The organism is Hymenobacter sublimis, from assembly GCF_023101345.1.
Classification (GTDB): Bacteria; Bacteroidota; Bacteroidia; order Cytophagales; family Hymenobacteraceae; genus Hymenobacter; species Hymenobacter sublimis.
Window position 1 is genome coordinate 2978815 of sequence record NZ_CP095848.1, and the last position, 24504, is coordinate 3003318.

Genomic DNA, 24504 nt, shown 5'->3' on the forward strand with positions numbered 1-24504 from the left:
TAGTTTATTCAAGCAACACTTCTGAAAGAGCGGCTGAATCCAGCCGCTCTTTTTTATGTACTGGCCTGAAAGGCGAAGTGCCGGCGCGGTGCCGCTGCCCTACGAGGCTCCTCCATCCTTGGCATTTCTCCTAAATTCGCAGTCTACCCCCACTTAACTGCTGCCCCTACCCTTGCCTCTTACCCGCTCACTCCCGTTTTTGTGGTTACTGTTAGCGCTGCTGGGCCCGCTCGACAGCTCGGCTCAGCGTCGCAAAAAGTCACCTGCACCTAAGCAAACCGCCACTACCTCTGGCCGCAGCTCGTCTGCCAAGGCCCCCACGGCGGCCAGTAAGGCGGCGCAGCTGAGAAAACCTACCCCCGCCAAAAGCCGCAACCAGCCGGTGCCCTTTGCCGGCCAGCTGGGCCAGTCCAGGTGGGTTGACTCGGTGATGAAAACCCTCACGCCCGACCAGCGGGTAGCCCAGTTGTTCATGGTGGCGGCCTACTCCAACCGCAAGCGCATTGATGAGGACTCTATTTCGGCCCTGATTCAGCAGTATGGCATTGGAGGCCTCATCTTCTTCCAGGGCGGACCGATACGCCAGAGCAAGCTCCTGAACCGCTACCAGAGCCAGAGCAAAGTGCCCCTGCTGGTAGCCATGGATGCCGAATGGGGCGTGGGCATGCGCCTGGACAGCGTGCAGCGCTTTCCCTACCAGATGAGCATGGGCGGCCTTCGCGAAAACCAGCTGGTGTATGATATGGGCACCGAGGTAGCGGCCCAGTTCAAGCGCCTGGGCATGCACGTCAACTTCGCGCCAGTAGTCGATGTAAACAACAACGCCCAGAACCCCGTCATCGGCTACCGCAGCTGGGGCGAAAACCGGGAAGGCGTCACGGAGAAAAGCTACCTCTACATGAAGGGCATGCAAGACGCGGGCGTGCTGGCCGTAGCCAAGCACTTTCCCGGCCACGGCGACACTGACACCGATTCGCACCTGGCCCTACCCCTGCTCCGCATCGACAAGAAGCGCATTGATACCCTGGAGCTGTACCCCTTCAAAAGCCTGATTAAGCGCGGCATTGGGGGCATGATGGTGGCTCACCTTAACATTCCAGCCCTCGATACGACGGGCCTGCCTTCTACCCTCTCCAAGCCCATCATCCAGGGCCTGTTGCAACAGAAGCTGGGCTTCGAGGGCATCATCTTCACCGACGCCATGAACATGAAGGGCGTCATCTCGAAGTATCCGCCCGGCGACGCCGACCTGCGCGCCCTGCTGGCCGGCAACGACATTCTGGAGTTTTCGAAGAACATTCCGCTGGCCCTGAAGATGGTGCGCGAAGCCATCAACAAAGGCCTACTCAGCCAGGCCGACTTGGATGCCCGCTGCCGCAAGGTGCTGGCCCTGAAGGAGTGGGCCGGCCTGAACAGGTACCGTCCCATTGACCTGCGCAACCTTACAGCCGACCTGAACACGCCCCACGCCCAGTACCTGAGCCAGCGCCTCACGGAGCTGAGCGTGACGGTGCTCCGCAACCAGAAGAGCCTGCTACCCCTGCAACGCCTCGACACGCTGCGCTTGGCTACCCTCACCATCGGTACCAAGGATACCACCGACTTCCAGCGCATGGCGGCCGACTACGCCCCGGTGCGCCACTTCTGGCTGCCCGCCGCCCCTAGCATGGATGAGCTGACGCGCATGCGCGAAACCCTGAAACCCTACAACCTGGTGCTGGTGGGCCTGAACAACCTGGGCCGCCTACCCGCTACCAACTTTGGGGTAGCGCCCGAAACCAACGTGCTGCTGCGGGAGCTGGGCGGCAAGGGTCAGAAGCTGGTCGTGACGGTGTTTGGCTCGGCGTACGCCGTGGCAAAAGTCCGGGACCTGGACCGCGCCGACGCGGTGGTGCTGGCCTACCAGGAAAGCAAAAACGCCCAGGACGTAGCCGCCGAGGTTATTTTCGGGGGCATATCGGCCAGCGGCAAGCTACCCGTCACGGTTTCCGACCGGTACCCATACGGGGCGGGGCTGGCTACCAAGGGCGGCATCCGGCTGCGCTACAGCTTCCCCGAGGCCGTGGGCATGAACAACAACCTGGAAGCCCGCGTGGACTCCATTATGAACGGAGCAGTAGCGGCCCGCGCCTTTCCCGGCGGCGAGGTAGTTATTGCCCGCCGCGGCGTAGTGGTGCTGCGCAAAAGCTACGGCACCCACTCCTACCCTGCCGCCGCGGGCCAAACGGCCCGCCCGGTTCGCAACACCGACCTCTACGACCTGGCCTCCGTGACCAAAGTATCGGCGGCGCTGCCGGCCCTGATGAAGCTCCAGGATGAAGGCAAATTCAACCCCGACATGACCCTGGGCCAACTGTTTCCGGAGTTCAAGGGCACCAACAAGGAAAGCCTGAAGCTGCGCGACGTACTCACGCACCAAGCGCGCCTGAAAGCCTGGATTCCGTTCTGGAAAGACTACACCAAGCCCCGCGGCCTGTTCAACTCCCTATTCGGCAAGAGTCCCGATGCCAAGGACGTTTCGGCCACCAGGCCCGCCGCAATGAGCCGCCGTTATTTCCGCCCCGATTCCTCGGCCCGCTTCCCGCTGCCGGCCGGCCCTAGCCTCTGGGCCCGCCAAGATTTCCCGGAGCGCATCACCAAAGCCATTGCCGAGTCGCCGCTGAATGAGAAGCCGGGCTACGTGTATTCTGACTTGTCGTTTATCATGTACCCGCGCTTCGTGAAGTCGGCTTCGGGCAAGACCATTGACCAGTTCGTGACGGACGAAATCTACCGGCCCCTGGGCGCCACTACCCTGGGCTACAACCCTACCCGACGCTTTCCGCTCAGCCGCATCACGCCCACTGAGTACGACTCCCTGTTCCGCCACGCCCAGCTGCACGGGACCGTGCACGACGAAGGCGCCGCCCTGCTGGGCGGCCTCTCGGGCCACGCGGGCCTGTTCGGCAACGCCAACGACCTGGCCAAAGTGGTGCAGCTCTACGCCTGGAATGGCCGCTACGGTGGGCAGCAGCTGCTTAAGCCGGAAACCTTGGCCGAGTACACCCGCTGCCAGTTTTGCCCCGACAACCGCCGCGCCCTTGGCTTCGATAGGCCCGCTGCTAATCCCACGGTGAATTCGGCCAGGAGTGTTTCTCAGCTCAGCTACGGCCACACGGGCTTCACGGGCACTTACTTCTGGGTTGACCCCAAGGAGGAGCTGACGTGTATTGTGCTGACCAACCGCGTGAACCCCACCCGCCGCAACAATAAAATCACGGAGCTGAGCGTGCGGTCTGGAGTGCTGCAGGTGGCGCTGGAAAGCATTCAGCAGGCCCGGAAACAGGCCGTGGAAAGCACTGTGCCCCAGGAAAATTAACCGAAGTCTACTACCTCAAAAAAGCCCCTGCTAAATCAGCTGGGGCTTTTTTTTGCGCCGTGTTGAGCGTTACCAAGGCTAAGCACTGTCGCCCAAAAGCCCGTGAGCAGGCCCGGTACGCCTACCTATTGAGGGCCAGCCTTACCTCCCTACTTCACTACCGAAACGGCGTCAATAACTAGTATGAGCGGCTTAAGAAAGGCAGTAAACACCGGAAGACTCGCGCCAACGCCTTGGCTTTTGGGTACAACCCGAGCTGCGTTAATTCTTTAAGACATTGTAAACAAGCGTTTTAGTTATCTACTTTTTCTTACCTGCTCATGTTCAAACAACACATCAATGCCGCTGTACTGGCTGGCCTGCTGCTAGCCAGCAGCGCCACTACCTTCACCAGCTGCTCATCCAAGGACAAAAAAGAAGTATCGGAGCAAGGACAGCGGGCCTACGACAACCTGCAAGCCTACGTCAGCGAGGCCGAAACAAACCCCACGACTACCGTTCCCGATACATTCGCGGCTCGTTTGGCCGCCGCCCAGCAGTACAATGCCGAGTATGATACCACCCAGCAGGCAGAAATTCAGCGCCTGCAGGAGCGTTACAGCCGCGCCCAAAGTGGTAGCAGTGCTTCTGCCAGCGCCACGGCCAGCACCGACACAACTGGCGCCATGATGACCACGGAGTCGGCAACTACTACCTCGGTGGCGGCCACCTCAACTCCGGCAAACGAGGCCCCAGCCAAGCTCTACAAAGCCAGCAACCCCGCTACGGCCATGACGGCAGCCAACGCCCGCCAGACGTACGAGGCCTTCATTCAACGGGTGAAAGCCAACGAGGACAAGTACGAAATTGGCGACTGGCGCGTAATTAATGCGGAGTGGCGCGCCATGGACAAGAAATACGACCAGATCAAGGACGAGGTCAGCACGAAAGACAAGGCTGAAATTTCCAAGGAAAAGCTGAAGTACGCGGCCTTTAAGTCGTACGACAAGACGGAGTCGCGGGTGTCGCAGGGCGGCGACGTAGTAACCGGCGACCTGGACGAGGCCAAGGCCAAAGGCGGGGGCGTAAAGGTGGGGCAGTCGGCTCGCAACGCCGGCTCCGACGCCGTTAGCATTGCCAAGGACGCCAAAGAAACCGGCAAGGACGTTGGCAAGGGAGCCGTGAAAGTAGGCAAGAAAGTAGGCGGCGCCGTGAAGGACGTATTCGACGGAAAAGACGAAAAGAAAGCGGAGTAGCACGTCGTGCCCCCACAGGAACGCAACAGCCGGCTTCTGCACGCAGAAGCCGGCTTTTTTGCAGGCACTTGCCTACCACTTCTGCTTTCGCCAAGGTCCTAACCTATCCAACCCTGGCGCTCATTACGCTGGAAGGCAACCTGCGCGACGTGCTTGGGGAGCAAACCGGCGAAAGTCTGGCGAATTTTGCCCTGGGCCTGGCCGACCGGAACCAGCAGTCCATGCGCCTGACCTTACGCCTGAAGTCTAGTTCCGTAACCAGCGCTGGCCGCCGCATTTCGCCCAGTGGCTATGTTACTGTTGACAAAGATTTTACCGCCTGGCAGGCGCTGAATGCCGTTAATTGGCGCAATTCTCTGCAGCAGCGCCCGTAAGTTCTAGCAGGCGCTTTGCTGCACTACCTACGCTTGCAGCTTACGCGAAAAAAGCGCCCCACCAATTGGCGAGGCGCTTTCTTCGCGTAAGCTGGTACATACTACCGGGTGCAGATGAGCAGTACAACAAGCGGTGCGCTTGAACGGCCCGCGCATCTTACTGGCCCAACTACGCTACCGGGGCTCCGGCTACAGCCAGGTCGTGCGGGACGCCCCGGCGCCCGCCAAATGCCGCGGCAGCAGCTCCCAGGCCCAGGCCCAGCGCAGCCAGCAATGCCGCTTTGGAAAGGCCTTCGGCGGCTTGGTCGCCGGTCTGGCGAGCTTTGGCTTCGGCTTGCACCTTGGCTTGGTCGAACTTGGCGCGGGCTTGCTGGGCGGTGCTAATCCAGTTATCCACAATCTGTTCCGACTCCGCGCGGCTCTTACCCGTGCGGCGCATTACCACGTTTACCGCAGCGTCGCGGTCGGCGGCATTGCCGATATTTTCGGCCCGGCTGGTGAGGCGGTCAATTACGTCGTCGAAGTTATCATCGGCACCCTGGGGGTTCTGAGCACTCTGCGAGGCTTCTGATTGTACTTCCTGGCCCGCGGCCTTGGCTTCCCGCTCCAGTCTATCGGGGTTCAGTTCCGATTTGCCGGTCTGACGGAGCAGCAAACGAGCTTCGCGCTTCAAGTCGCTTACGTCAATGCCGCGCTGTTGCAGCTCGTCCTTAATGGCCTCGCCGGCCTCGGGTGCCACGGCCGCAATACCGCGCCCAGCCCCAGTCAGGGCCCGACCGGCCACGCCCGTCACCCCGCCAATAATACGTCCTACCGCCGTTGAAAGCAGATAAAACGTGAGTAGCGTAACCACCGACCAGGTAAGTAGGCCGTGCAGCAAGCCATCGATGGGACGTGGAATCCCGGCCAGCCGACTCGCTACCGTGGCACCCAAGTACAAGGAAACCAGCATGCTGACTACCCACCAGATGGCAGCGCCAATACCGATGCCCGCCATTGGATTCTGCTCCTCCAACGGATCGACGGTGCCCAGGCCAATACCTAGCCCAAGCAGGCTCAATGCCAGTTGAATAACCAGAGCCAGCACGGCTCCGGCCAAGATGGCACCCCATGAAATACGCTTTACCGCAGGCACTACGCCCGCTACCCCCGGACGCGCCGACAAAGGCGTATCGGTGTAAGTTGCAACCACGCGCTGGTGGTCTTGTGGATCAGTACTCGTTGCCATAACATGTTTTGGTTTGTAGTAGCGGGGCTTAAGCCGCTACTTGTGTAGAGAAGGATATTCGCAGGTCGAACAGCCCTCTATACGTCTGGCACTACCCTCAGTTTGACTTAAATACGAACTAATTGTATTTATCCAATTCAATTTCTTGAATCTTTGCTACTTCTAAGCATGCGGTGAAAAGGCGTCAGCGGCCTTTCTAGGGCATGCGGGGCGCGTTCAAGGCCTATTTATCCTTCTGAACTCCAGTAGTTCACGGTATAGTGCAGGCTTATGGCCGGTCTTCCAAACAACGGGCTATAGGAAGCAGGCACTACATGCAAGAGCCAAGTAACTGAGCCTACATCAGTTATGTATAATTTTTCTCGTCGGCGCTTAAGCCCGTCAGTTAGGATTTGCTTATCAAGTAGTCCAGAGGAACAGCACACTTGTTTACTGGCCTACCATCGCCCAGCTTAGGCTCTGCTTGTCTCACAGGTGGAATTCCCATCGTGGCGCATGTATCGTGGCTACCCTTCCCCCGCTTCATGCCTGCGCTGCACCTGTGTGAGGCATTACCCGAGGTAGGTAGTACACATGTGCTGCGCCATTCTGACACCAAGTGGGTGTTTGGCGGGCTTGAAGCCAGCTCCCGGGTTTCTCGCGTGAGTCGGCAGGACAGCTCAGGATGTCTTCGCCGGTACTCGAACAAAAAACCAGCCTTTACTTCCATAGCAGAAGTAAGAGCTGGTTCAATAGGATAGAGCAGGGGTAGCGGTGCCGCGCGCCGGGCGGATGGCGCCAGCAGCTTATTCCGTTTTGGCCGGCGCCTGCGACTTCAGCTTCTCAGCAATGGCCTGCTGCAGCTCGGGGAGGTGTTCCTGCATGCGCTTCTGGCCGATTTCCATGCCGGCGGCCATTAGCGCGGGCATTTTGGTAATGGTCTTACGGCCGGTCGGCGTCTGATAGAACTTGGTGAGTTCCTTTAGTTCTTTTTCGGTGAACTCGCGGGCGTAAAGCTGCACCATATCCTCCTTCATCGAAGGCCAGCTCATGTATTTGGTGAGGTAGGCGCGCATTTCCGGCTCCACGGCTTTCATGCCCGGGTTCTGCTCCAGCTGAGCGGCCAGCATCCGGTCAATGGTGGCCGACAGGTTTTTCTCGGAGTCAGTGGCCGCCAGTAGCTCCTCGGCGGCTTTGCGCTGCCCCGCTGAAATGGCAGCGGCCGTACCCGTAGCCGAAGCGGTAGACTGCGCCTGCACCGCTGGAACTGCCAGGGCTAGCCCAGTCGCCAGAATCAATAGTTTCTTCATACTACAGAGGTACGAAATAGAAGTTAGAAGGATGACGCGCCGGTAGTAGGAGGCCACGGCCGGCATAACCCTACGCTACACTTTGATTATGATGTTGCGCCGGTACATCAGCCAGAGCACGACTAGCCATATGAGCATGCAGGCTATGGCCCCGGCCAGGGAGGCATTAACCGGGCTGAAGTAAGGCACGAAGAAGGTCTGGTACAGCCAGTCGCGCAGGCCGGTGGGCTGGCCGGTTGGGCCCGCCACCTTCACCATGTTCAGCAAGCGCGGAATCAGGCCCGAGAGGAAAAACACGGTAATGGCATTCACGCCGTACACCAGCGGGGCCTTAATCCAGCGGCGGTAGCCCTGCACATCGGTCAGCCAGTACAGGCCCGCCAGCACGGCCAGGGCCAAGCCGCCAGCGTAGAGCACGTAGGAACTGGTCCAGAGGCTTTTGTTGATGGGAAACCAGCCGTTCCAGATTAGGCCCAGCACCGTGCAGGCCCCACCGGCCACAAACAGCCAGGCTACTTTGGTGGCGGGCTCTACCTCGCGGCGGCGCAGCCACTGCCCAGCCAGCATCCCCAGCAAACCGGTGCCAATGGCGGGCAAGGTGCTCAGCAGCCCCTCCGGGTCCCAGGTGCGGCTCTGTTTCCAGAGGTGAGCCTCCCCGAGCACCGTTCTATCAAGCCAGGCGCCCAGGTTGGTACCGGCCTCCAGGTTGGCGGGCCCGTAACCGGGCACGGGCACCAGTTGCAGCAGCACATTATAAAAGACGAGCACGAAGGCCAGCAGCCCAATTTGCTGGCGGCGCGAGGTTTTCAGGAACAGGATGCCGCACACCAAAAACACCACCGCAATGCGAGCCAGCACGCCCGGAATACGCACGGTGTCAAAATCAAACTTCGGAAACAAGGCCGAAAACAGCCCCAGTCCAAACAGAATAGCTGACCGTTTAAAAATACGCACCAGGGTGCGGCCGTGAGTTGCCGGCTGACGACGGGCCCCGTCCAGGGCATACACAATGCTCACCCCAACGATGAACAGGAAGAAGGGAAAAATCAGGTCGGTGGGGGTGCAGCCGTGCCAGTGGGCGTGCTCCAGCGGAGCGTAGATGTGGCCCCAGTCGCCGGGGTTGTTCACCAGAATCATGGCCATGACCGTCAGGCCCCGAAACACGTCGAGGCTGACGAGGCGGCCGGGCTGGGACGCCTCCGCCAGGGGCATGGCGCCGGTGGTGTGGATAGCGGCCTGGGTAGTGGTTTGCATAACGAGAAGCAGGGCAAAGTCGAAAAGCGCGGTTCCGCCACCGGTTCCAGGGTCGGGGCTGGCAGCTAACGGAGGCCGGGAAAGTTGGCGCTTTACTACCGGGATTCAAAACCAAATTGCGCCTTCAAAAAATACCATATATAGTTGCTTCACTACGTTGCATCCCGTAGTTTTAGCTTTCGCGCTTACGTTGGTCCCCTCTTTCGTACGCATTTCCGCCGCCCGCCTCTCCTACCCACCCTTTTTGTGCTGCCCGGCCAGACTCTGGCCCGCTGGATTTCTTTCCTTTCTTCCGGCATAACACTCCCATCATCTGGTCATAATCCAACTGCAACTCGGCTGCGTATCGAGTGCCGTTTCGTTCTGTTTCTCTCACTTTCTCACCTTCTTTTGCACTGCGTATGAAAAGACGTTTATGGTCCGCCCCATTGGCCCTGGGGTTGATGCTGACCGCGCCCGTAGCGTGGGCCCAGCAGGCCACCGTGACCATGCAAGGCACCGTTACGGCCAGCAACGACCAACAGCCCCTGCCCGGCGTGAACGTGCTGGTAAAGGGCACCGCTATTGGCACCCAAACCAACGTTGATGGGCGCTACTCCCTCCCCAACGTGCCGGCTGGCAGCACCCTGGTCTTCAGCTTTATTGGCTACAACAGTCAGGAATACAAGGTAGGCGCGGGCACCACGGCCAACATTACCCTGGCCCCCGACTCCAAAAGTCTGAACGAGGTAGTTGTAACGGCCTATGGCATCAAGCAGGAGCGGGCCGAGCTCAACTACAGCGCTCCGCAAGTGAAAGGTTCGGAACTGGTAGAAACCCGCCAGACCAACATCGTGAATGCCCTGCAGGGCAAAGTAGCGGGCGTAAGCATTACGTCTTCGGGCGGAGCACCGGGCGAGGGCGCGGCCATCGTAATTCGGGGCGGGAACTCCCTGGATGGCAACAACCAGCCCCTGTTCGTGATTGACGGCATCATCATGGATAACTCCTCGTTCACGGAAAGCACGGCCCCCGGTGGGGGCTCAGGCTTCAACGGGGTGCTGGGCCGCTCCCAGGCCAACCAGAACCGCGCCGGCGACCTAAACCCCGAGGACATTGCCTCCATGACGGTGCTCAAGGGTCCGGCCGCCGCCGCCATTTACGGACTGCGGGCCGCCAACGGGGCGGTTATCATCACCACCAAAAAAGGCACCTCCGGCCGTGCTACCATCAACTACCGCACGCAGTTTTCGGTGGATGAGGTGAGCCGCCTACCCAAACTTCAGGACCGTTACAAGCAGGGCAACCTGGGCTTGTTCGACGCCGGCACCCGGGGCTCCTGGGGCCCGGCCTTCCAGCCCGGCGAAACGGTATACGACAACCTCGGCGACTTTTTCCAGAAGGGTAAGAGCTGGCAGCACTACCTCACCGTTTCGGGCGGTACTGACCGCAGCACCTTCCTGTTTTCGGGCTCACGCACCGATGTAAGCGGCGTGGCCCCCACCAGCCTCTACGATAAAACGACCCTGCGCCTGGCCGGCACGTCTAAAATGACGGAAAAGCTGTCCATTACGGGCTCAGCCCAGTACCTCAATGCCGGCGGGCGCAACCCAGTGCAGGGCCCTGGCCTGTTCGGGGGGAGCGGGGGCTATCTGGTCAGCTTGCTGAACTGGCCTCGCAACGATGACGCCCGGGTGTACCTCAACCCCGATGGTAGCCGCCGCCGCCTGCTGGGTTCCGCTACCGCCGCCACCGATGCCGACAACCCCTACTTCACCATTTACCGCAACCCCCAGACTACCCGCACCAACCGCTTTATCGGCAACGTGCAGGCCAACTTGGATTTGCTGAAGTGGCTGGGTGTGAGCTACAACATCGGCACCGACTTCTACGTGCAGAAGGACCGCTCGGTGCGGGCCGTGGGCACTTCCCTGACGGGTAACCAGGACGGCGGTATTGCCGAAACCACTACCCTCAACCGCCTGCTCAACTCCAACTTCCTGGTTACGCTCAAGCACGATTTCTCCGAGAACTTAGGGGGCTTCCTGGTGCTGGGCAATACGGTAGAAATGAGCCGCAACGAGGCCACCGACAACCTGGGCCTGATTTTCCAGAACCCCAATCCGGTAGTACCCTCCATCAACAACACCGTCAATCGTAACACGCTTATTACCAACACGGAGCGGCGACTGATCGGCAACTTTGCTCGTCTGAACATTAACTTGTTTCAGCAGGTGAACCTGGAAATGAACGGGCGCCTAGATCAGTCCTCAACCCTACCCCGGTTTGAGGAAAACAAGAACTTCGGCCGCCCCTTCGGCTACGGCTCAGTTTCGGCGGGCTGGCAGTTTACCAAGCTGCTGGGCCTCGACCAGAACCCCTGGCTGAACTACGGCAAGATTCGGGGCTCGATTTCGGAGGTGGGCAAAGACACTGGCCCCTACCGCGTTGATTCGCCCCTGGCCCAGGCCACTTACATTGGGGGCGGTTTCCGCAACGGCTTCTACGGCTCAAATCGGCAGCTGATACCGGAGCGTACCCGCGCGTATGAAGTAGGAATTGACCTGCAGTTTCTGCAAAACCGCCTGGGCCTGGAAGCCAACGTGTACCAGCAAATTACCCGCGACCAGCTGATTGCGCCCCGCGTGAGCCAGGCCACCGGCTTCATTTTGCAGTACATCAACGGCGGCACTGTGGAAAACAAGGGCCTGGAAGTGGCCCTGCGCGGCACGCCCGTTCAGAAGGAAGGCTTTACCTGGGATGTGGTGGCCAACTTCTACGCCAACCGCAACAAAGCCAACAAATTGCCCGGCTTCCTGACCGAAGTATACCAGTCGGACTCCTGGGTGATTGACGTGGCCCGCGGCGGTGCTTTCCCCGGCAAGCCCATTTCCTCAGTTAGTGCCCTGGATTACCAGCGCGCCCCCGATGGCCGCATCCTCATCAGCCCCACCACCGGCTACCCCCTAGTAAACACCAGCACCTTTGTGTACGCCGGCGACCGGGCCCCCGACTACACCGTGCAGGTAACCAATACGCTCACTTACAAAGACCTTTCCTTGTCTTTCCTCTGGGACTTCCGCAAGGGCGGCATGGTAGTAAACGGCAACGACTGGTTTGCTACTCGCACGGGCCTGAGCGAGCGGACTTTGGACCGTTACAAAACCGTCGTGTTTGATGGCGTAGTGGCCGGCCGAGCGGCCGATGGCAGCACCACCTACACCCCCAATACGCGGCAGGTGGAGCTTAACCAAACCTACTACCAGACCATTCTGGGAGTTGTTGGAACCCCCTTCGTGGAGGATGGCTCCTGGACGCGCCTGCGCTACGCTACCCTGACCTACCGCCTGCCCGCTACACTGTTTACGAACTCTACCTCGGTGCGCGGCGTGGAGCTGTCCGTGACGGGCCGCAACCTGCTGCTGTTCACTAAGTACCGCGGCGTTGACCCCGAAACGGCTTCGGCGGGCGCAGGTGTGCGCGGCGGCGGCTCCGGTGGCTTCGATTACGGCAGCATTCCCGGCACCCGCGGCGTGGATATGAGCGTGCGCGTGAATTTTTAGTGGCTTGTAGCGCTTAGTACCGAAAAGCTGGATGTGGCCTACTGCTGTAGCGGCCGGCCTAACGTTCAGCCCTACGCTACCCTACCTCAACAACTCAACTCAATGAAAAAATACCTTCTCTTGCTAGGTCTGGCGCTGGGTGGAGGCTTGGGCCTCACCTCCTGCGAAAGTTTCCTGGACGTGAATACCGACCCCAACAACCCCATTACGTCGACCCCGAACTTCCTGCTGCCCAGCATTATTTCGCAGGGCTTTCAAACGCAGATGTTCACCTCCCTGACGACTACCTACATTACCCAGTACACGGTGCGCAAAACGCCGGCCAGCAGCACCGACCAGTTTACGCTCAGCAACGCCAACAGCACCAATACCTTTAACTACACCTACTTTTACTCGGCGGGCACCATCCCAACAATGACGGCGGCAGCTGAGCAGGAAGGCTCGCCCTACTACATTGGGGCCGGCAAGATTATGCTGGCCATGGACCTGGCCCACGCCACCGACATGCTCGGCGACATTCCCTACACCGAGGCGTTTAAAGGGGCCCAGAACTACACCCCACAGTACGACCCGCAGGAGCAGATTTACCAGACCATCCTGACGCTCTGCGACGAGGGCATTGCCCTGATGCAGAAGCCGGCGGCAGAAAACTTCCGCCCCCTGTACGTGACCTCGCCCAGCGTTTCCGGCGACATTCTGTTCCGGGGCGACACGCAGAAGTGGATCCGGTTTGCCAACGGCTTGAAGGCCCGCCAGCTTAACCACTTAGTGAAGAAAAGCTCCTACAACCCCCAGCAGATTCTGGACCTGGTAGGCAAGAGCATGACCAGCTCGGCCGACGACGCCCAGATTCAGTTTATCCAGGCTGTGGCCCCGCTTACGGCCACCACCAACATTTTCGGTACCACGCGGAACAACTACGCTACGGCTACCTTCTCCACCAACATCATCAAGTACCTGAACGGCAACGTGGGCGGGGCCGCCTACCCCGGCGTGATTGACCCACGCCTGCCCATTATGGCCACGGCCACCAGCACCGGCAACGACCCCGGCGTAGCCCAGGCGGCCACAGCCAACATTGTAAACGGCTTCACCGACTTCTACAGCTCCTGGTACGCCCGCGACCTGGGCTACTTCGAGGTGATGACCTTCCACGAGCTGAAGTTCATTGAGGCCGAAGCGGCGTTCCGGGCCGGCGACAAAGGCCGGGCCCTTAACGCGTACCGCGCGGGCATCCGGGCGCACATGCAGAAGATTGGGGTAGGCGGCTCGAACGGCAACCCGGCCGTGACCTTCCCGCTCATCACCCAAGCCCAGATTGACGCCTACCTAGCCAGCGCGGCCGTGGCCCAGAATGAGGCCCAGCTGGATCTGAAGCGCATTATGGAGCAGAAGTACATTGCCATGTTCCTGAACCCAGAGTCGTGGTCGGATTTGCGCCGCCTGGATTTCGACCCCGCTATTTACGTGAACCTGCGCTACCCCAACAACGCCAACGCCACGCTGGCGGGCAAAGCTGATTACAAGGACCGGTGGCCCCGCCGCATGCTGCCCGGCGCCACGGAGGTGCTGTATAATCCGCAAGCTGTAGCCAAGCTGTTCTCCGATGTGCAGGCCACTTCCAACGACGATTACGTGAGCAAGCCCCTGTGGTGGGACCGTCCCTAATTCTCCTCCTCTATCTGTACTTCTCTTTCTGATGACGATATTTTCTGCTTTCACCTCTTCTTGGCGGCGCCTGCTGCCGGGCGCTTTCCTGGCCCTGGCAGGGCTAGCAACTGCCAGCTGCGAAAAAGAACCCTTCGATGACCACTACCAAGTAGCGGCCGAGCCGGGCTTCGCGACAATTGCCACCCTGAGTTCCACCAAGTACGCCCCCGGCGAAACGGTGCCGCTGATCGTGGCTTACAACCCCTCGGATGATCTGAAAGATATTACGGTGTTTCAGGTGGTCAACCGGCAGGATTCGGCGGTAGTAGGCACCTACCCGGCCAACGGACAGCTCAACCAATCCTCCCAGAACTTTACCCAGCAAGTACCCTACGTGGTGCCGACAACCCTGGCCAACAAGACGCCCGTGCGCGTGGATGTGACCATGAACTTCGCCAATGGCGGCAAGCGCATGCGCCGCTTTACTTACACGGTGGCAGCCACACCTACCCTGAAGTTTGGGACTACCCCTGCCACCTACCGCAACGGCTTAACCGCCACCGCTCAGGCCGAAGGCGATATTATTGGCTATTCGCTGGTGATTAACGAAGGCGGAATTGGAGTGCTGCCTACGCCGCCGGCTACCTCTACGGCTACGCTTTTCAAGAACGTGGACAGCCTGGCCTACGGCTACCGCAACGCCGCGGGTCAGAGCTTCCGGCTGGGCGTAGTAGCGGCTCCTTCCAACGGGGCAGCCACCAACCGCACCGTGGACGTGCGCGTGCCAGTTCGCACGGCTGGTACTGCTATCCAGTTCGTATTCGTAGCTTTTGCCCAAACCCAGACCACGACCATCATTTCAGCTCCGATTACCGTGGCGCAGCCTACTGCGTTTGCCAGCTTGAAAACCGGTCGCGTCAGCTTTGGCTCCAGTTCCTCCCCCGACTCGTTGGCGTTTAACCTGCGCACCGCCCTTAACGAGCCGGCGGCTAACCCGGTTACGGCCAAGGACCTGTTGGTTAGTGGTATTTCGGGCGGTACGGTTTCCTTGAGCGCCGCCAACGGCACCCGCTACTACAAGGTACCCGCCGCTACCCTAGCCACTGGCTTTTACAACACGGCCACTGCCAACACAGTCGGCAACCTGCTCTACCAAAACGCCACCGCTAACCTTGCCGACCTGGGCACGGTAGCTGTCAACGATGTGTACGCCGTGCGCGTACGGGGCACCGGCGAAATGATGCTCTTGCGCATTACAGGCGTAAAACCCAGTACCGCTGGCTCCACAGGCCGCGTGAAGTTTGAGTACCGTACGCTGTAAATTTTCCGGCGTATTTATCTAACAAAAAGGGAGGCCCGCACAGGCCTCCCTTTTTGTTTTACTTGCTGGCTTTCTTCCGGAAGCCGCTTACCCGCGGGAGATGCGTTGTTACCGCCGGCCGAATATGCGCTCAAATAAGCCGCGGCGCTTGGGCTTGGTCTTGACTTTGACCTTAGTTGGTGAGTTGACTGTGGTGGTTGGGCGTGGGGCCGTGGGGCGCGGCGTAGGCCGGGTCGGGGGCATTGGGCTGGGGACAGGAGCCGGTGCGGCAGGCGACGGCGCGGATTCGGGCGGGGCCGTTTGGGCCACAATTACCTCGGTGGCGCGGCCGGTAGTGCGCACCGAGATAGGCCGACTTTCGTTGTGCAGGCGGTCGAAGGCGGTGAGATAGTAGGCGTAAGCGCGCCCGGAGCGGGCTGTAGTGTCTACAAAACTTAGCCTGCGGCCAGGCTGGGGCCGGAACACGGTGAGCAGATTGCGGGGGTCGTCGGGGGTAGGCGTCTGGTCGTCGGCGAAGCGGTAGAGGGCGTAGTAGGCGGCCTGGTCACCATCGGCGGCGGCAGGGCCGGGCTGCCAAGTCAGGGTGTTGGCGGCGGCCTCCGTCGCGACGATCAGGTTCTGGGCTGGGCGCGGGGGTACGGCATCAAGCCAGGGCATAGTGGGCACTAGAGCCGGGTAGCGAAATTCGTGCTGACGCAGCGAATCGGTAGTGTGCAGCACGTTGGCCATCAAGGATTTCGAGCTAAAGAACACGCTGCCGCTTACCTCCGTGGGAAAGGTGCGGTTCAGGCGCACTTGCCGGGGCAGCTCGCGCGGGTTGCGCCATACGGTGTCCGACTTCGTGCTCTCCGACATGCGGTAGGCCCCGTGCCCGATGTAGAGGTGGCGGCCATTGCTGTTGCGGGCCCACCACTCCACCAGCACGGGGTACTGCGCCACCCGAAAGCCGGTGCTCCAGTACAGTTGGGGCAGCACGTAATCAACCCAGCCCTGACGCAGCCACTCCAGAGCATCGGCGTACAAGCCATCGTAGCCCTGAAAAGCCTTGGTGGCCGAGCCATTGGGGTCCGTGCTTTGATTGCGCCACACCCCGAAGGGCGAGATGCCGAACTTCACCCAGCGCTTGGTGTGATGAATGGTGTCGTGCAGTTCGTGAATGAGGGTGTTCACATTCTGGCGGCGCCAGTCGGCCAGCTTAAGGCCGTCGGGGTTGAAGCGGGCAAAAGCGTCCTCATCGTGAATTATCTGCCCGGCTTCGGGGTAGGGATAGAAGTAGTCGTCGAAGTGTACGCCATCGATATCATAGCGGCGCACTACGTCCAGAATCACCTCGCTGATGTAGTTGCGCACTTCGGGCAGGCCAGGGTTGTAAAGCAGCTTGCCGGAGTAGCGCAGAAACCACTCGGGGTGCTTGCGGTAAGGGTGGTTGGGGGCCAGCCGCCGCGTCACGGTGTCCATGGTGGCGCGGTAGGGATTAAACCAGGCGTGAAACTCCATGCCCCGGTTGTGGGCTTCCTCGATGAGGAAGGGCAAAGGGTCGTAGTAGGGCGCGGGTGCCTTGCCCTGCTGGCCCGTCAGCCACTTGCTCCAGGGCTCCAGGCTGCTCTGGTAGAAGGCGTCGGAAGCGGGGCGCACCTGCACGAATAGGGCGTTGATGCCGCTACGCTGGTGGTCATCGAGCATGCGGCAGTACTCGCGGCGCTGCTGCTCGGGCGTGAGGCTGCGGGAGCTAGGCCAATCAATATTCTCCACGGTGGCAATCCAGACCCCGCGCAACTCGCGCTTGGGCGGCCCGTCGGCGGCACCAGCCGGCTGGCTGGCGACTAGGCAATACACACTCAGAACTAGGGCAAACAGGAAACGGCCGGCGGCAAGTAATCGAAACATCCCCGCGAAGTTACGAACGGTGAGTTGGTGAAATAGTGAAATGGTGAGTGAGTGAATGAGTAAGCCGGTAAATAAATGGTACGTCATCCTGAGTGCAGCAAAGAACCTTCTCACGTCAGCACGACAGTCGTAACAACGACTCGTTTATGCGTGAGAAGGTCTTTCGGTTACCGCTTCAGGATGACGTACCGGTATATGCTACTTCACTCACTCCCTCACTCCTTCACTCAGCGCATGTCCAGGGCTTCGAAGGAGAGGTCTAGTAGGTCAAAATCGGCCCAGCGGTGAAAATCGAAGTGCCACCACTCCTTGGGGTAATTGACGAAGCCTTGCCGCTTCATGGCCGCCAGCAGCGTGCTACGGTTCAGGATAACGTGGTTGGGCAACGCGCTGAAGGTAGCATGCGAGGCGGGCTTTAGCTCATCGAAATCAGTGGGTAAGGGCAAGTGGCGGCCCGTGGCTTGCTCCACTAGGCCCACGTCCACGGAGCAGCCGCGGTTGTGCCGGGAGCCGCGCCAGGGAGGAGCGGCGAAGTTTTCGTCGCGGATGTGCTCGTAGAAGCGTACCGTCACGCTGTAGGGGCGGTAGGCGTCGTACACGCACAAGCCCAGGCCCTGCCGCGCCAGGGCCTGCTGCACCCGTTGCAGGGCCTCGGCCACCGGCCGCCGCAGGTAGGCCTTCGCCGACGGATACACTGCCTCGCCCAGCAGGTTGCGGGAGGTAGCGTACCGAATATCAAGCACCAGATCCGGAATTAGATCCAGCAGATTCACGAGCTGGTGCTCAGCATCCGCGGCTACCCGCTGGTGGTACTCTTCAGGGGAGCTGATCAGAACTAGTCCAAACGGATTGGCAGACATTATACACAAGGGCCCGGAGCCGTACTGGACAAGAATAATGGACGCTCTTACGCTCAACTAAGCGCTACCGTTACCTTTTTCAGCTTATTTGCGGCGCTGCAATTCATACTGATACACCCGCTGGCCCAGGCGCCGCAGAAAGGGCAAACCCACCGTATCGTACTCGTACTGGTCGTCGTTGAGCACGCCGTCCTGGTTTACGTACACCACGGCGCTCAGCAGAAACTCTACCCCGCGCGCTGAGTCGGTGATGTAGGCGTTATCAACCAGGAAGCCGTAGGCCTGGCCTATTTTGTTGTGGATCTGCACGCCGGCCGGGAGCGGGCCCGCGGGTCCGCCAGCCAGCAAGAATTTGGCGTAATTATCCGGATACTGGGCCACTGGGTAGCGGGGGGCCGCACTTTCGCGGGGGAGGCGGTGCAGGTAGTCTCGCAGCAGGGCATAATCGGCGGAAGCTAGCTGGAAACGCCGCCGCGCAGGCTCCGTTTCGGGAAAGAGCACGGCCCGCAGGGTGCGCTGCAAGTCAGGTAGGGAAGTGGTGTTTTTGCTGCGAAAATCCAGTGGCTCTTCTACCCGCGCGCTGCCTTGCAGATGGGCCCGCCCTACCTGCCAGCCCCGCCTCGGCTGCCGGGGCCAGGGCCCGGCGTAGGTAGCGGCCGGTTGCAGGTACAAAGGACGGGTAAGGCTGGTATCCGCGAAGAAAGCCAGCGGGTTGGTGCGCCGAGCCGTGGAGTCCTGGTCGCCCACGGAAAGGCGGTGGCGCACCAGCGTGTGGCGCAGGCCGTGGCGGCGCAGACCAGCCACCAGCCCCGTCGGGCCTACAAATTCATAAAGCCGGTTGAAGGCGTCGTTGTCGCTTACTAACAGCACTTTGCGCACGTAGTGGGCCACAGAAGCCCGGACAGTTTGGCTGCTGGTATCTCGCACCACCCGTGTTTGTCCCCAGGCGGCCGAGTCAATGCGCAAGGGCGATTCGCTGGTTAGGCCCGGCACCTGCGCGCTCAGGGCGTGTAGCTTTTCCAGGGCCAGCACGGCAGTTGGGAGCTTGATGGAGCTGGCCGGATAGAAGTACTCCCGCGGGCGCAACCGGTAGCCGTAGCTCCGGAAGTGCGCCCGGCCCCGGGAGTCGCGGCGGATTTGGGTGTACAGGATCTGAACCCGGTGGGCAGCGGCCTGTCCAAGCACGGGCGCCAGCACAGAATCGGACCGCAGCAACTGGCGCAAGGGGTTCTGGGCCCGTCCCTGAGCCAAGGGTAGCAGCAGGCAGCTCACCAGTAGCCAGCAGAGGTGTTTTCTCATCAGAAGCAAAGTACACAGCAACCCCCAACTACGCTATAAATTCACGTTGCCCGCTCTAGGGCGCCTGGCCTTACATGAAGGTCAAGCGCCCTAGAGCGGGCAACGTGGGAGTAGCTACCAGGGCTTGTCAGGGCAAGCTATTCCTGGGCTGATTGCTGGATGTCGGAGCGGTCCGATTTGGTTTGGCCGCCGCCTTCCAGGCCGTTGGTTTGGTCACTGTCGCCGTAGCCACCGCGGATGCCGGCGCCGCTGTCGTTTGCCAGCTCTTCTTGGGTGGTGGCGGGTTGTTTGGGGGTAGTAGCGGGGTTGCTGTCCGGCTGGCCCTGGGGTTGCGGGGTGTTTTGGTCGTTAGCCATGATAGAGGAAGTAGGATGAAAGCTGATGGTTAGAGGTTTACCTTGCCGGTTTCGCCGCCCGATACGCCGGTGCCGGCACTGGCCGTATTACCGCCGACGTCGCCGTCCTGGGCGTTGCCGGGAGCGTCGTAGTTAGGAGCACCGGAGCGCACCCGGGCGCCGCTGATGGCTTGGCCGCCTTCGGTGCTGCCGCTGCCGGAGTTATCATCGGCGTTAAGGCCGGTATCGTGGCTGCCGGGAAAGATGCGGCCTTCGGGCTGGCTGTCGTTGGAGAGGGCGTCGGGCCGGTTCGGCAGGGAGCTAGCGTCCAGGGGTTCTTCGCGGGGAGTATCCATGAGGAAGGTGCGTAAAGGTGAAGGAAACGGGCGGGTGGGGCCCGGCTTTGGCTATACGCAAGCCCGGCGGCCGCGTTGGGAAGGAGGCAGCGGTAGTCCGGGCGTTTTTTACCAATTTGGGGGGATTTTACACCCTTATCCGTTTGTTACCTCGGCATGGCTGCCTCTTCTACCCCCGACTCTTTCCTGCAAAAACCAACCGAGGAGCTGCTTTTCCTGGTGCAGAACCCCGAGTTGTACCATCCTTCTTTGGTAGCCGAAGCCGGCCGGGAGCTGCGCCGCCGCGGGGCGAGCCTGCCGCCCCCCCCTACCCCGGAGGCCACTGCTGCCCCAGAGTCTGCCTACCCTGAGTCAGTGCCCGAAACCTCTGCCGGGGCCCGGTGGTGGCCGGCCGGCGTGCTGGCTGCCGCGGTGCTGGGGCTGGGCTGGTGGGGCCTGCACACTCCAACGAAACCTGCTACGCCGCCCGCATCGGTAGCAGCCAAAAAGGCCGAGCCCATTGTGTTGGAAGCCGTAAAAACCGAGCGCCTACCCGATTTCGAAGCCAAAACGGCTGCCCAAGTGGCGGAGCTGCGCCGCCTGCTCCCGGCCGCCGACCGCGCCGACACTACCGCCACCGGCCGCTACCTACGCATGGCCCGGCGCTACTGGCTGGCAGAAAACGCCGCGGCCCACCTCACCAGCCAAGCCCGCACCGGGGCCGTAACGGCCGTATTTCCTGGGCAGGTTGACCTCACGCTGGAGCGCATTACCTGGTTTATGCGGGCTAAGGCCTACAATCAGCACCTAACCGCTACCATGGAGGAGCGCCTGAACCTCATGCAGCAGGGCCTAACCCTGCGCCGTAGCTCCCTGCAGGTATTCAAGTCCCGCTACGAGGCTCAGATGCAGCTACTGGACCCGCAGGAGGAGAAGGTAAACCAGGAAGCCATTGGCCTGGCCGAGGAACTGCGCGGCCACTACCAACGCAAGCAGCCCCTGCGCGGCAACATCACGGAGCTGTAGGCGCGGGCGCAATCCTGTCAGGTGGGCGGGGGCTGGCAGGATTTATGACGCGCCAATGAGGCCGCGCCGGCGCTTTGTAGCGGGCGCGGCCTCGTTGTATTTCCTGCGTATGTCTGCCCCCGACCCCGCTGCCTTATTCGCCCAGAAGACGGACGCTGAGCTGCTTTACCTGGCCCAGCACGCCCACCAGTACCCGCCCGTGGTAGGCCAGGCCGCCGTGCGCGAGCTGCAACGGCGCGAACTGATTCCGGATGAGCTGCCCGCCGGCCCGGTGCCGCGCCCTGCCGAAGTGCCAGCACCCGAACCTAGCGCGGGCACCCTGGCCTGGCGCGCCTTGCGGGGCGTGAGCTGGCCCCGGCCCGGCTACCGAGTAACGCCCCTGCTGCTCTGGCTGAACGTGCTGGTGTACCTGGCCATGGTAGCCACCGGCGTACATGCCTGGCAGCCCGCCGGGGCCGACTTGGTGCGCTGGGGTTCCAACTTCTCGCCCCTAACCCCTACCCAGCCCTGGCGCCTGCTCACCAGCTGCTTTGTGCACGGGGGCGCCGCCCACCTTCTGCTGAATATGGCTTCCCTGGTGTTTCTGGGGTTGCTTGCCGAGGGTTTCGTGGGTGGGCGCCGCCTGGTGGTGGGCTACTTGCTGAGCGGGGTGGGCGGCAGCCTGCTGAGCTGGTACTGGCATTCTCAGGGCTTAAATTCCGTGGGGGCCTCGGGGGCTATTTTCGGGTGGTACGGCCTGCTGCTCGCTACCCTGGTGCGGCGCCCCGCTACCTTCACCCGGACCGGGCGCTACACCATGCTGCTGTTTGTTTTCTACCTGCTAGCCAGTAGCCTGGCCGGTGGCCTGCAAGCCCACACCACCGATAACGCCGCCCACGTAGGTGGCCTGCTTACCGGCAGCCTGTTGGGTTTACTGGCTTCCCCATCCGCATCTTCCCGGCAGAATATGGAGTAGCGTATGGAAATTAGACTAGCGTAACCCGCTACTATACTATTGATTCTTTTAAATTGCCAGTATTCCCTTTCATTCACCTCACTTGTTGCCCTTATGCGCCATCTGCTACGCTCTTTTTTGGCCGGAATAGGCCTGCTGACCACCAGCTCGGCAGCGCTGGCGCAGTCGCCCGCGCCGGTTCCTAACGGAAACCTAGACACTTGGGAAATTCGCAACGCAGCCCAGCGCGAGGTACCCCGGAGCTGGGTTACGACCGAAGACATTCTGGAGCCGCTGGTGCAGCAGGTGCTCCCGAACGTCGGGTTTGTGGAGAAATCTACGACGGTGCGCCAGGGGACGTTTGCCGCCGAGCTAACGAACATCGACATAGGTAGCACTCGGCCGTTGGTAGTACCCGGGGTGCTGGTGACGGGCACGCCGCAGGGCTTTGGCACGCCGTACACCTCGCGGCCCGCCCGCTTGCAGTTCTGGTACCGCCTCACGGGCCCCGATGCACGGGCCGATTCTGCCTTTGCCGGGGCTCTGCTAACACGTAACGTAAGCGGCACTACCCAGTTAATTGCCAGTAGTGAGCTCATCCTCCCGCCAGCGGCAGCTTATACCCTCGTCAGTCAGCCCTTCGACTATACCCCGCTTGGCATCTCCCCCGATTCCATGCTGATAGAAATTGACTCTGGCATTGCGGACGAGCTGCACGAAGGCACTGTCCTCCTAGTCGACGATATTCAACTGACTGGTAGCATTACGGCTACCCGCAACCCGGTCACCGAATCGGTGCTGCAGGTGTACCCCAACCCCAGCACCACCGGCGAGTTTTCCTTGGCCTCACTAACCGATGCCGCGCTTTCCACGGCGCCCTTCACGGTTACGGACGCCACGGGCCGCGTGGTGCTGCGCCAGGGCAAGGCTCCGCTGAGCGTCGCGCGCGGCCGGCTGGTTGATTTGCGGGAGCAACGCAGCGGCGTGTATCTGCTGCAGCTGGAAACCCCCGACGGACTAGTGACGCGCAAGCTGGTGATACAGTAACTTTTGGGTGCTATAGATATACGGCCCCGCCGCTGGCTTTGCGCCGCGGCGGGGCTTTTTGTTGAACCGAAGCCCCGCCCTACCCCGCAAGGCACCGGTAACCTTTCGCATCTTTCTTAGATCAGCGCACGTTTTCGGGGCTCCCTACCTTTGCCGCTATGACTGAACCTGAGGAATCGGCTGAACTCTCTGGCGGCCCCAACCAACAGCCTTCGCGCTGGCGGCGGGTGGCGGCAGCAGTGGGGCGCGCCGCGCAGGCCCCCTTCAACGGAGCGGGCCTGCTCTACCGCATTGGTCAGGAGAATCTGCACTTTACGCTGCCAGTGCTCAACGGAGCTTTCGGCGACCAGCTAGCGGCCCGCCACGACCGCCGGGCTATTCAGATGAGCTTCCGCCGCCACGAGGCCGATATAGCCGTGGCGGACCTGCGGCTAGGGCCTGCCCCCGAGGGTAGGGGACGCAAAACGGTGGTCTTTCTGCACGGGCTGATGGGCGACGAAATCATCTGGCAAACCGGCGCCGGCCCGGAAGATGTGCGCTTCGGCCCCCGCCTGCAACAGGAGCTGGGCGCCAACTGCCTGTACGTGCGCTACAACTCCGGCCTGCACATTTCGGAAAACGGCCGTCGTCTGCATCAGCTCCTTACCGAGTTGGTCCAGACCTCCCCGGCAGCAGTCGGCGAACTGGTACTGATCGGCCACAGCATGGGCGGGCTGGTCATCCGCTCAGCGGGCTACTATGCCGCGCAGGAGCACTCCGTTGCCGCAGCTTCATCAGCCGCCCTTGAACCTGGGTTAGCCACCGGACCAGCAAGTAAGTGGCTGCCTTACCTGCACGACGTGTTCCTGCTGGGTGTGCCCAACGATGGCTCTTTTTTGGAGCAAAACAGCCACCTGACGGCCCTGATTCTGCGCAAAATTAATATCTGGCCGACCCGCGCTATTAGTGGGCTGATTGACAAGCGTAGCAACGGCATCAAGGACCTGCGCTTCGCTCGCCTGACCGACGAGGACTGGCAGAACGAGCACGCCGACGATCTGTTTCCGCCCCGCACGGTGGTGCCGCCCCTGCCCGGGGTGCGCTACCACGTGCTGGTGGGCTCCCTCATGAAAACCGTTGATTCGGCCCTGCACGACTACTTCGGCGACGGACTGGTAGGAGCCGGCAGTGCCCGCGGCCGCATCTTCCGCGACCCCGCCGCTCCGCCCGATTTGCGAATCACCACCCGCGTATATCCGCGGTTGCACCACGGTACCCTGCTCAGCAATCCGGAAGTCTATCAGTATATCCGGGAGCAGCTAGCGGAGTAACCTGGTTCAGGGCCAGCCGCTAACCTCCACGGGCTACCAGCGGTAGGCGGCACCGTGCGACTAAAGGTGCAAAGACTATCCGCTGAGAGGCGACCTGGCCAGTGAAAACACAGCCATCAAGCGGGTAAAAAGCACTGCCATTGCGTCGTGTCCTAAACGTGTCGCGCATCAAACCCAGACGAAGGACTCAGCACACTGCAACAGGACGTTGTCACGACCA

General features: G+C 61.1%; 18 protein-coding genes. 10 read left to right on the forward strand and 8 right to left on the reverse strand.

What is annotated here, in order from left to right; translation table 11 throughout:
• The first annotated feature begins 199 nt into the window (after positions 1–199).
• From MWH26_RS12435 to MWH26_RS12445, 3 genes are all read left to right on the forward strand, one after another.
• Positions 200–3358 (forward strand): serine hydrolase domain-containing protein, encoded by a 3159-nt coding sequence (locus MWH26_RS12435; RefSeq protein ID WP_247974543.1) that lies wholly within the window; start codon positions 200–202, stop codon positions 3356–3358.
• Positions 3359–3678: 320 nt separating this feature from the next.
• The gene (locus MWH26_RS12440; protein ID WP_247974544.1) at positions 3679–4593 is read left to right on the forward strand and encodes a DUF6565 domain-containing protein; all 915 of its coding nucleotides are present in this window, start codon (positions 3679–3681) and stop codon (positions 4591–4593) included.
• A 68-nt stretch (positions 4594–4661) separates the two neighbouring features.
• Positions 4662–4967, forward strand: coding sequence for a hypothetical protein (locus tag MWH26_RS12445; protein WP_247974545.1), 306 nt, complete (start codon positions 4662–4664; stop codon positions 4965–4967).
• A 169-nt stretch (positions 4968–5136) separates the two neighbouring features.
• Here the strand turns inward: MWH26_RS12445 and MWH26_RS12450 are convergent, their stop codons facing one another.
• The 3 genes from MWH26_RS12450 to MWH26_RS12460 form a co-directional block, all read right to left on the reverse strand.
• A complete protein-coding gene (locus MWH26_RS12450) occupies positions 5137–6195 on the reverse strand; it encodes a phage holin family protein (protein WP_247974546.1) in 1059 nt (352 codons plus the stop codon).
• A 785-nt stretch (positions 6196–6980) separates the two neighbouring features.
• The gene (locus MWH26_RS12455; RefSeq protein WP_244696937.1) at positions 6981–7484 is read right to left on the reverse strand and encodes a DUF2059 domain-containing protein; all 504 of its coding nucleotides are present in this window, start codon (positions 7482–7484) and stop codon (positions 6981–6983) included.
• A 75-nt stretch (positions 7485–7559) separates the two neighbouring features.
• A complete protein-coding gene (locus tag MWH26_RS12460; protein WP_247974547.1) occupies positions 7560–8738 on the reverse strand; it encodes an acyltransferase family protein in 1179 nt (392 codons plus the stop codon).
• Positions 8739–9139: 401 nt separating this feature from the next.
• On the opposite strand from MWH26_RS12460, the gene MWH26_RS12465 reads away from it, so the two are divergent.
• From MWH26_RS12465 to MWH26_RS12475, 3 genes are all read left to right on the forward strand, one after another.
• Complete coding sequence (locus MWH26_RS12465) at positions 9140–12280, forward strand: SusC/RagA family TonB-linked outer membrane protein (RefSeq protein WP_247974548.1); 3141 nt, start codon at positions 9140–9142, stop codon at positions 12278–12280.
• Between the two features lie 102 nt (positions 12281–12382).
• Positions 12383–13948 carry a SusD/RagB family nutrient-binding outer membrane lipoprotein gene (locus MWH26_RS12470; RefSeq protein ID WP_247974549.1) on the forward strand — a complete coding sequence of 522 codons (1566 nt, stop codon included), beginning with the start codon at positions 12383–12385 and terminating at the stop codon, positions 13946–13948.
• Between the two features lie 31 nt (positions 13949–13979).
• On the forward strand, positions 13980–15251 hold the full coding sequence (locus MWH26_RS12475) for a hypothetical protein (RefSeq protein WP_247974550.1): 1272 nt from the start codon (positions 13980–13982) through the stop codon (positions 15249–15251).
• 108 nt (positions 15252–15359) lie between these two features.
• On the opposite strand, the gene MWH26_RS20155 is transcribed toward MWH26_RS12475, so the two are convergent.
• From MWH26_RS20155 to MWH26_RS12505, 5 genes are all read right to left on the reverse strand, one after another.
• A complete protein-coding gene (locus tag MWH26_RS20155; protein ID WP_262921952.1) occupies positions 15360–17138 on the reverse strand; it encodes a glycoside hydrolase family 10-like protein in 1779 nt (592 codons plus the stop codon).
• A 227-nt stretch (positions 17139–17365) separates the two neighbouring features.
• Complete coding sequence (locus MWH26_RS12490; RefSeq protein WP_247974551.1) at positions 17366–17998, reverse strand: M15 family metallopeptidase; 633 nt, start codon at positions 17996–17998, stop codon at positions 17366–17368.
• 84 nt (positions 17999–18082) lie between these two features.
• A complete protein-coding gene (locus tag MWH26_RS12495; RefSeq protein WP_247974552.1) occupies positions 18083–19297 on the reverse strand; it encodes a serine hydrolase in 1215 nt (404 codons plus the stop codon).
• A 137-nt stretch (positions 19298–19434) separates the two neighbouring features.
• Positions 19435–19653, reverse strand: coding sequence for a hypothetical protein (locus MWH26_RS12500; protein ID WP_247974553.1), 219 nt, complete (start codon positions 19651–19653; stop codon positions 19435–19437).
• A gap of 29 nt (positions 19654–19682) precedes the next feature.
• Entirely contained in the window at positions 19683–19988 is a 306-nt protein-coding gene (locus MWH26_RS12505; protein ID WP_247974554.1) for a hypothetical protein, read from the reverse strand.
• Between the two features lie 156 nt (positions 19989–20144).
• On the opposite strand from MWH26_RS12505, the gene MWH26_RS12510 reads away from it, so the two are divergent.
• The 4 genes from MWH26_RS12510 to MWH26_RS12525 all read left to right on the forward strand — a co-directional run bounded on the left by MWH26_RS12510 (position 20145) and on the right by MWH26_RS12525 (position 24284).
• The gene (locus MWH26_RS12510) at positions 20145–20993 is read left to right on the forward strand and encodes a hypothetical protein (protein ID WP_247974555.1); all 849 of its coding nucleotides are present in this window, start codon (positions 20145–20147) and stop codon (positions 20991–20993) included.
• 109 nt (positions 20994–21102) lie between these two features.
• Positions 21103–21948, forward strand: a complete 846-nt coding sequence (locus MWH26_RS12515; protein ID WP_247974556.1) for a rhomboid family intramembrane serine protease — start codon at positions 21103–21105, stop codon at positions 21946–21948.
• Between the two features lie 93 nt (positions 21949–22041).
• Complete coding sequence (locus tag MWH26_RS12520) at positions 22042–22974, forward strand: T9SS type A sorting domain-containing protein (protein ID WP_247974557.1); 933 nt, start codon at positions 22042–22044, stop codon at positions 22972–22974.
• Between the two features lie 158 nt (positions 22975–23132).
• Entirely contained in the window at positions 23133–24284 is a 1152-nt protein-coding gene (locus tag MWH26_RS12525; RefSeq protein WP_247974558.1) for an esterase/lipase family protein, read from the forward strand.
• Positions 24285–24504 lie beyond the last annotated feature (220 nt).

Excerpts from the sequence above, each read along its gene's own strand:
- MWH26_RS12490 (WP_247974551.1), bottom strand. The coding sequence starts at position 17,998 with ATGTCTGCCAATCCGTTTGGACTAGTTCTGATCAGCTCCCCTGAAGAG.
- MWH26_RS12520 (WP_247974557.1), top strand. The coding sequence starts at position 22,042 with ATGCGCCATCTGCTACGCTCTTTTTTGGCCGGAATAGGCCTGCTGACC.
- MWH26_RS12475 (WP_247974550.1), top strand. The coding sequence starts at position 13,980 with ATGACGATATTTTCTGCTTTCACCTCTTCTTGGCGGCGCCTGCTGCCG.
- MWH26_RS12470 (WP_247974549.1), top strand. The coding sequence starts at position 12,383 with ATGAAAAAATACCTTCTCTTGCTAGGTCTGGCGCTGGGTGGAGGCTTG.
- MWH26_RS12465 (WP_247974548.1), top strand. The coding sequence starts at position 9,140 with ATGAAAAGACGTTTATGGTCCGCCCCATTGGCCCTGGGGTTGATGCTG.
- MWH26_RS12440 (WP_247974544.1), top strand. The coding sequence starts at position 3,679 with ATGTTCAAACAACACATCAATGCCGCTGTACTGGCTGGCCTGCTGCTA.
- MWH26_RS12515 (WP_247974556.1), top strand. The coding sequence starts at position 21,103 with ATGTCTGCCCCCGACCCCGCTGCCTTATTCGCCCAGAAGACGGACGCT.
- MWH26_RS12455 (WP_244696937.1), bottom strand. The coding sequence starts at position 7,484 with ATGAAGAAACTATTGATTCTGGCGACTGGGCTAGCCCTGGCAGTTCCA.
- MWH26_RS20155 (WP_262921952.1), bottom strand. The coding sequence starts at position 17,138 with ATGTTTCGATTACTTGCCGCCGGCCGTTTCCTGTTTGCCCTAGTTCTG.
- MWH26_RS12510 (WP_247974555.1), top strand. The coding sequence starts at position 20,145 with ATGGCTGCCTCTTCTACCCCCGACTCTTTCCTGCAAAAACCAACCGAG.
- MWH26_RS12500 (WP_247974553.1), bottom strand. The coding sequence starts at position 19,653 with ATGGCTAACGACCAAAACACCCCGCAACCCCAGGGCCAGCCGGACAGC.
- MWH26_RS12460 (WP_247974547.1), bottom strand. The coding sequence starts at position 8,738 with ATGCAAACCACTACCCAGGCCGCTATCCACACCACCGGCGCCATGCCC.
- MWH26_RS12495 (WP_247974552.1), bottom strand. The coding sequence starts at position 19,297 with ATGAGAAAACACCTCTGCTGGCTACTGGTGAGCTGCCTGCTGCTACCC.
- MWH26_RS12505 (WP_247974554.1), bottom strand. The coding sequence starts at position 19,988 with ATGGATACTCCCCGCGAAGAACCCCTGGACGCTAGCTCCCTGCCGAAC.
- MWH26_RS12450 (WP_247974546.1), bottom strand. The coding sequence starts at position 6,195 with ATGGCAACGAGTACTGATCCACAAGACCACCAGCGCGTGGTTGCAACT.
- MWH26_RS12525 (WP_247974558.1), top strand. The coding sequence starts at position 23,133 with ATGACTGAACCTGAGGAATCGGCTGAACTCTCTGGCGGCCCCAACCAA.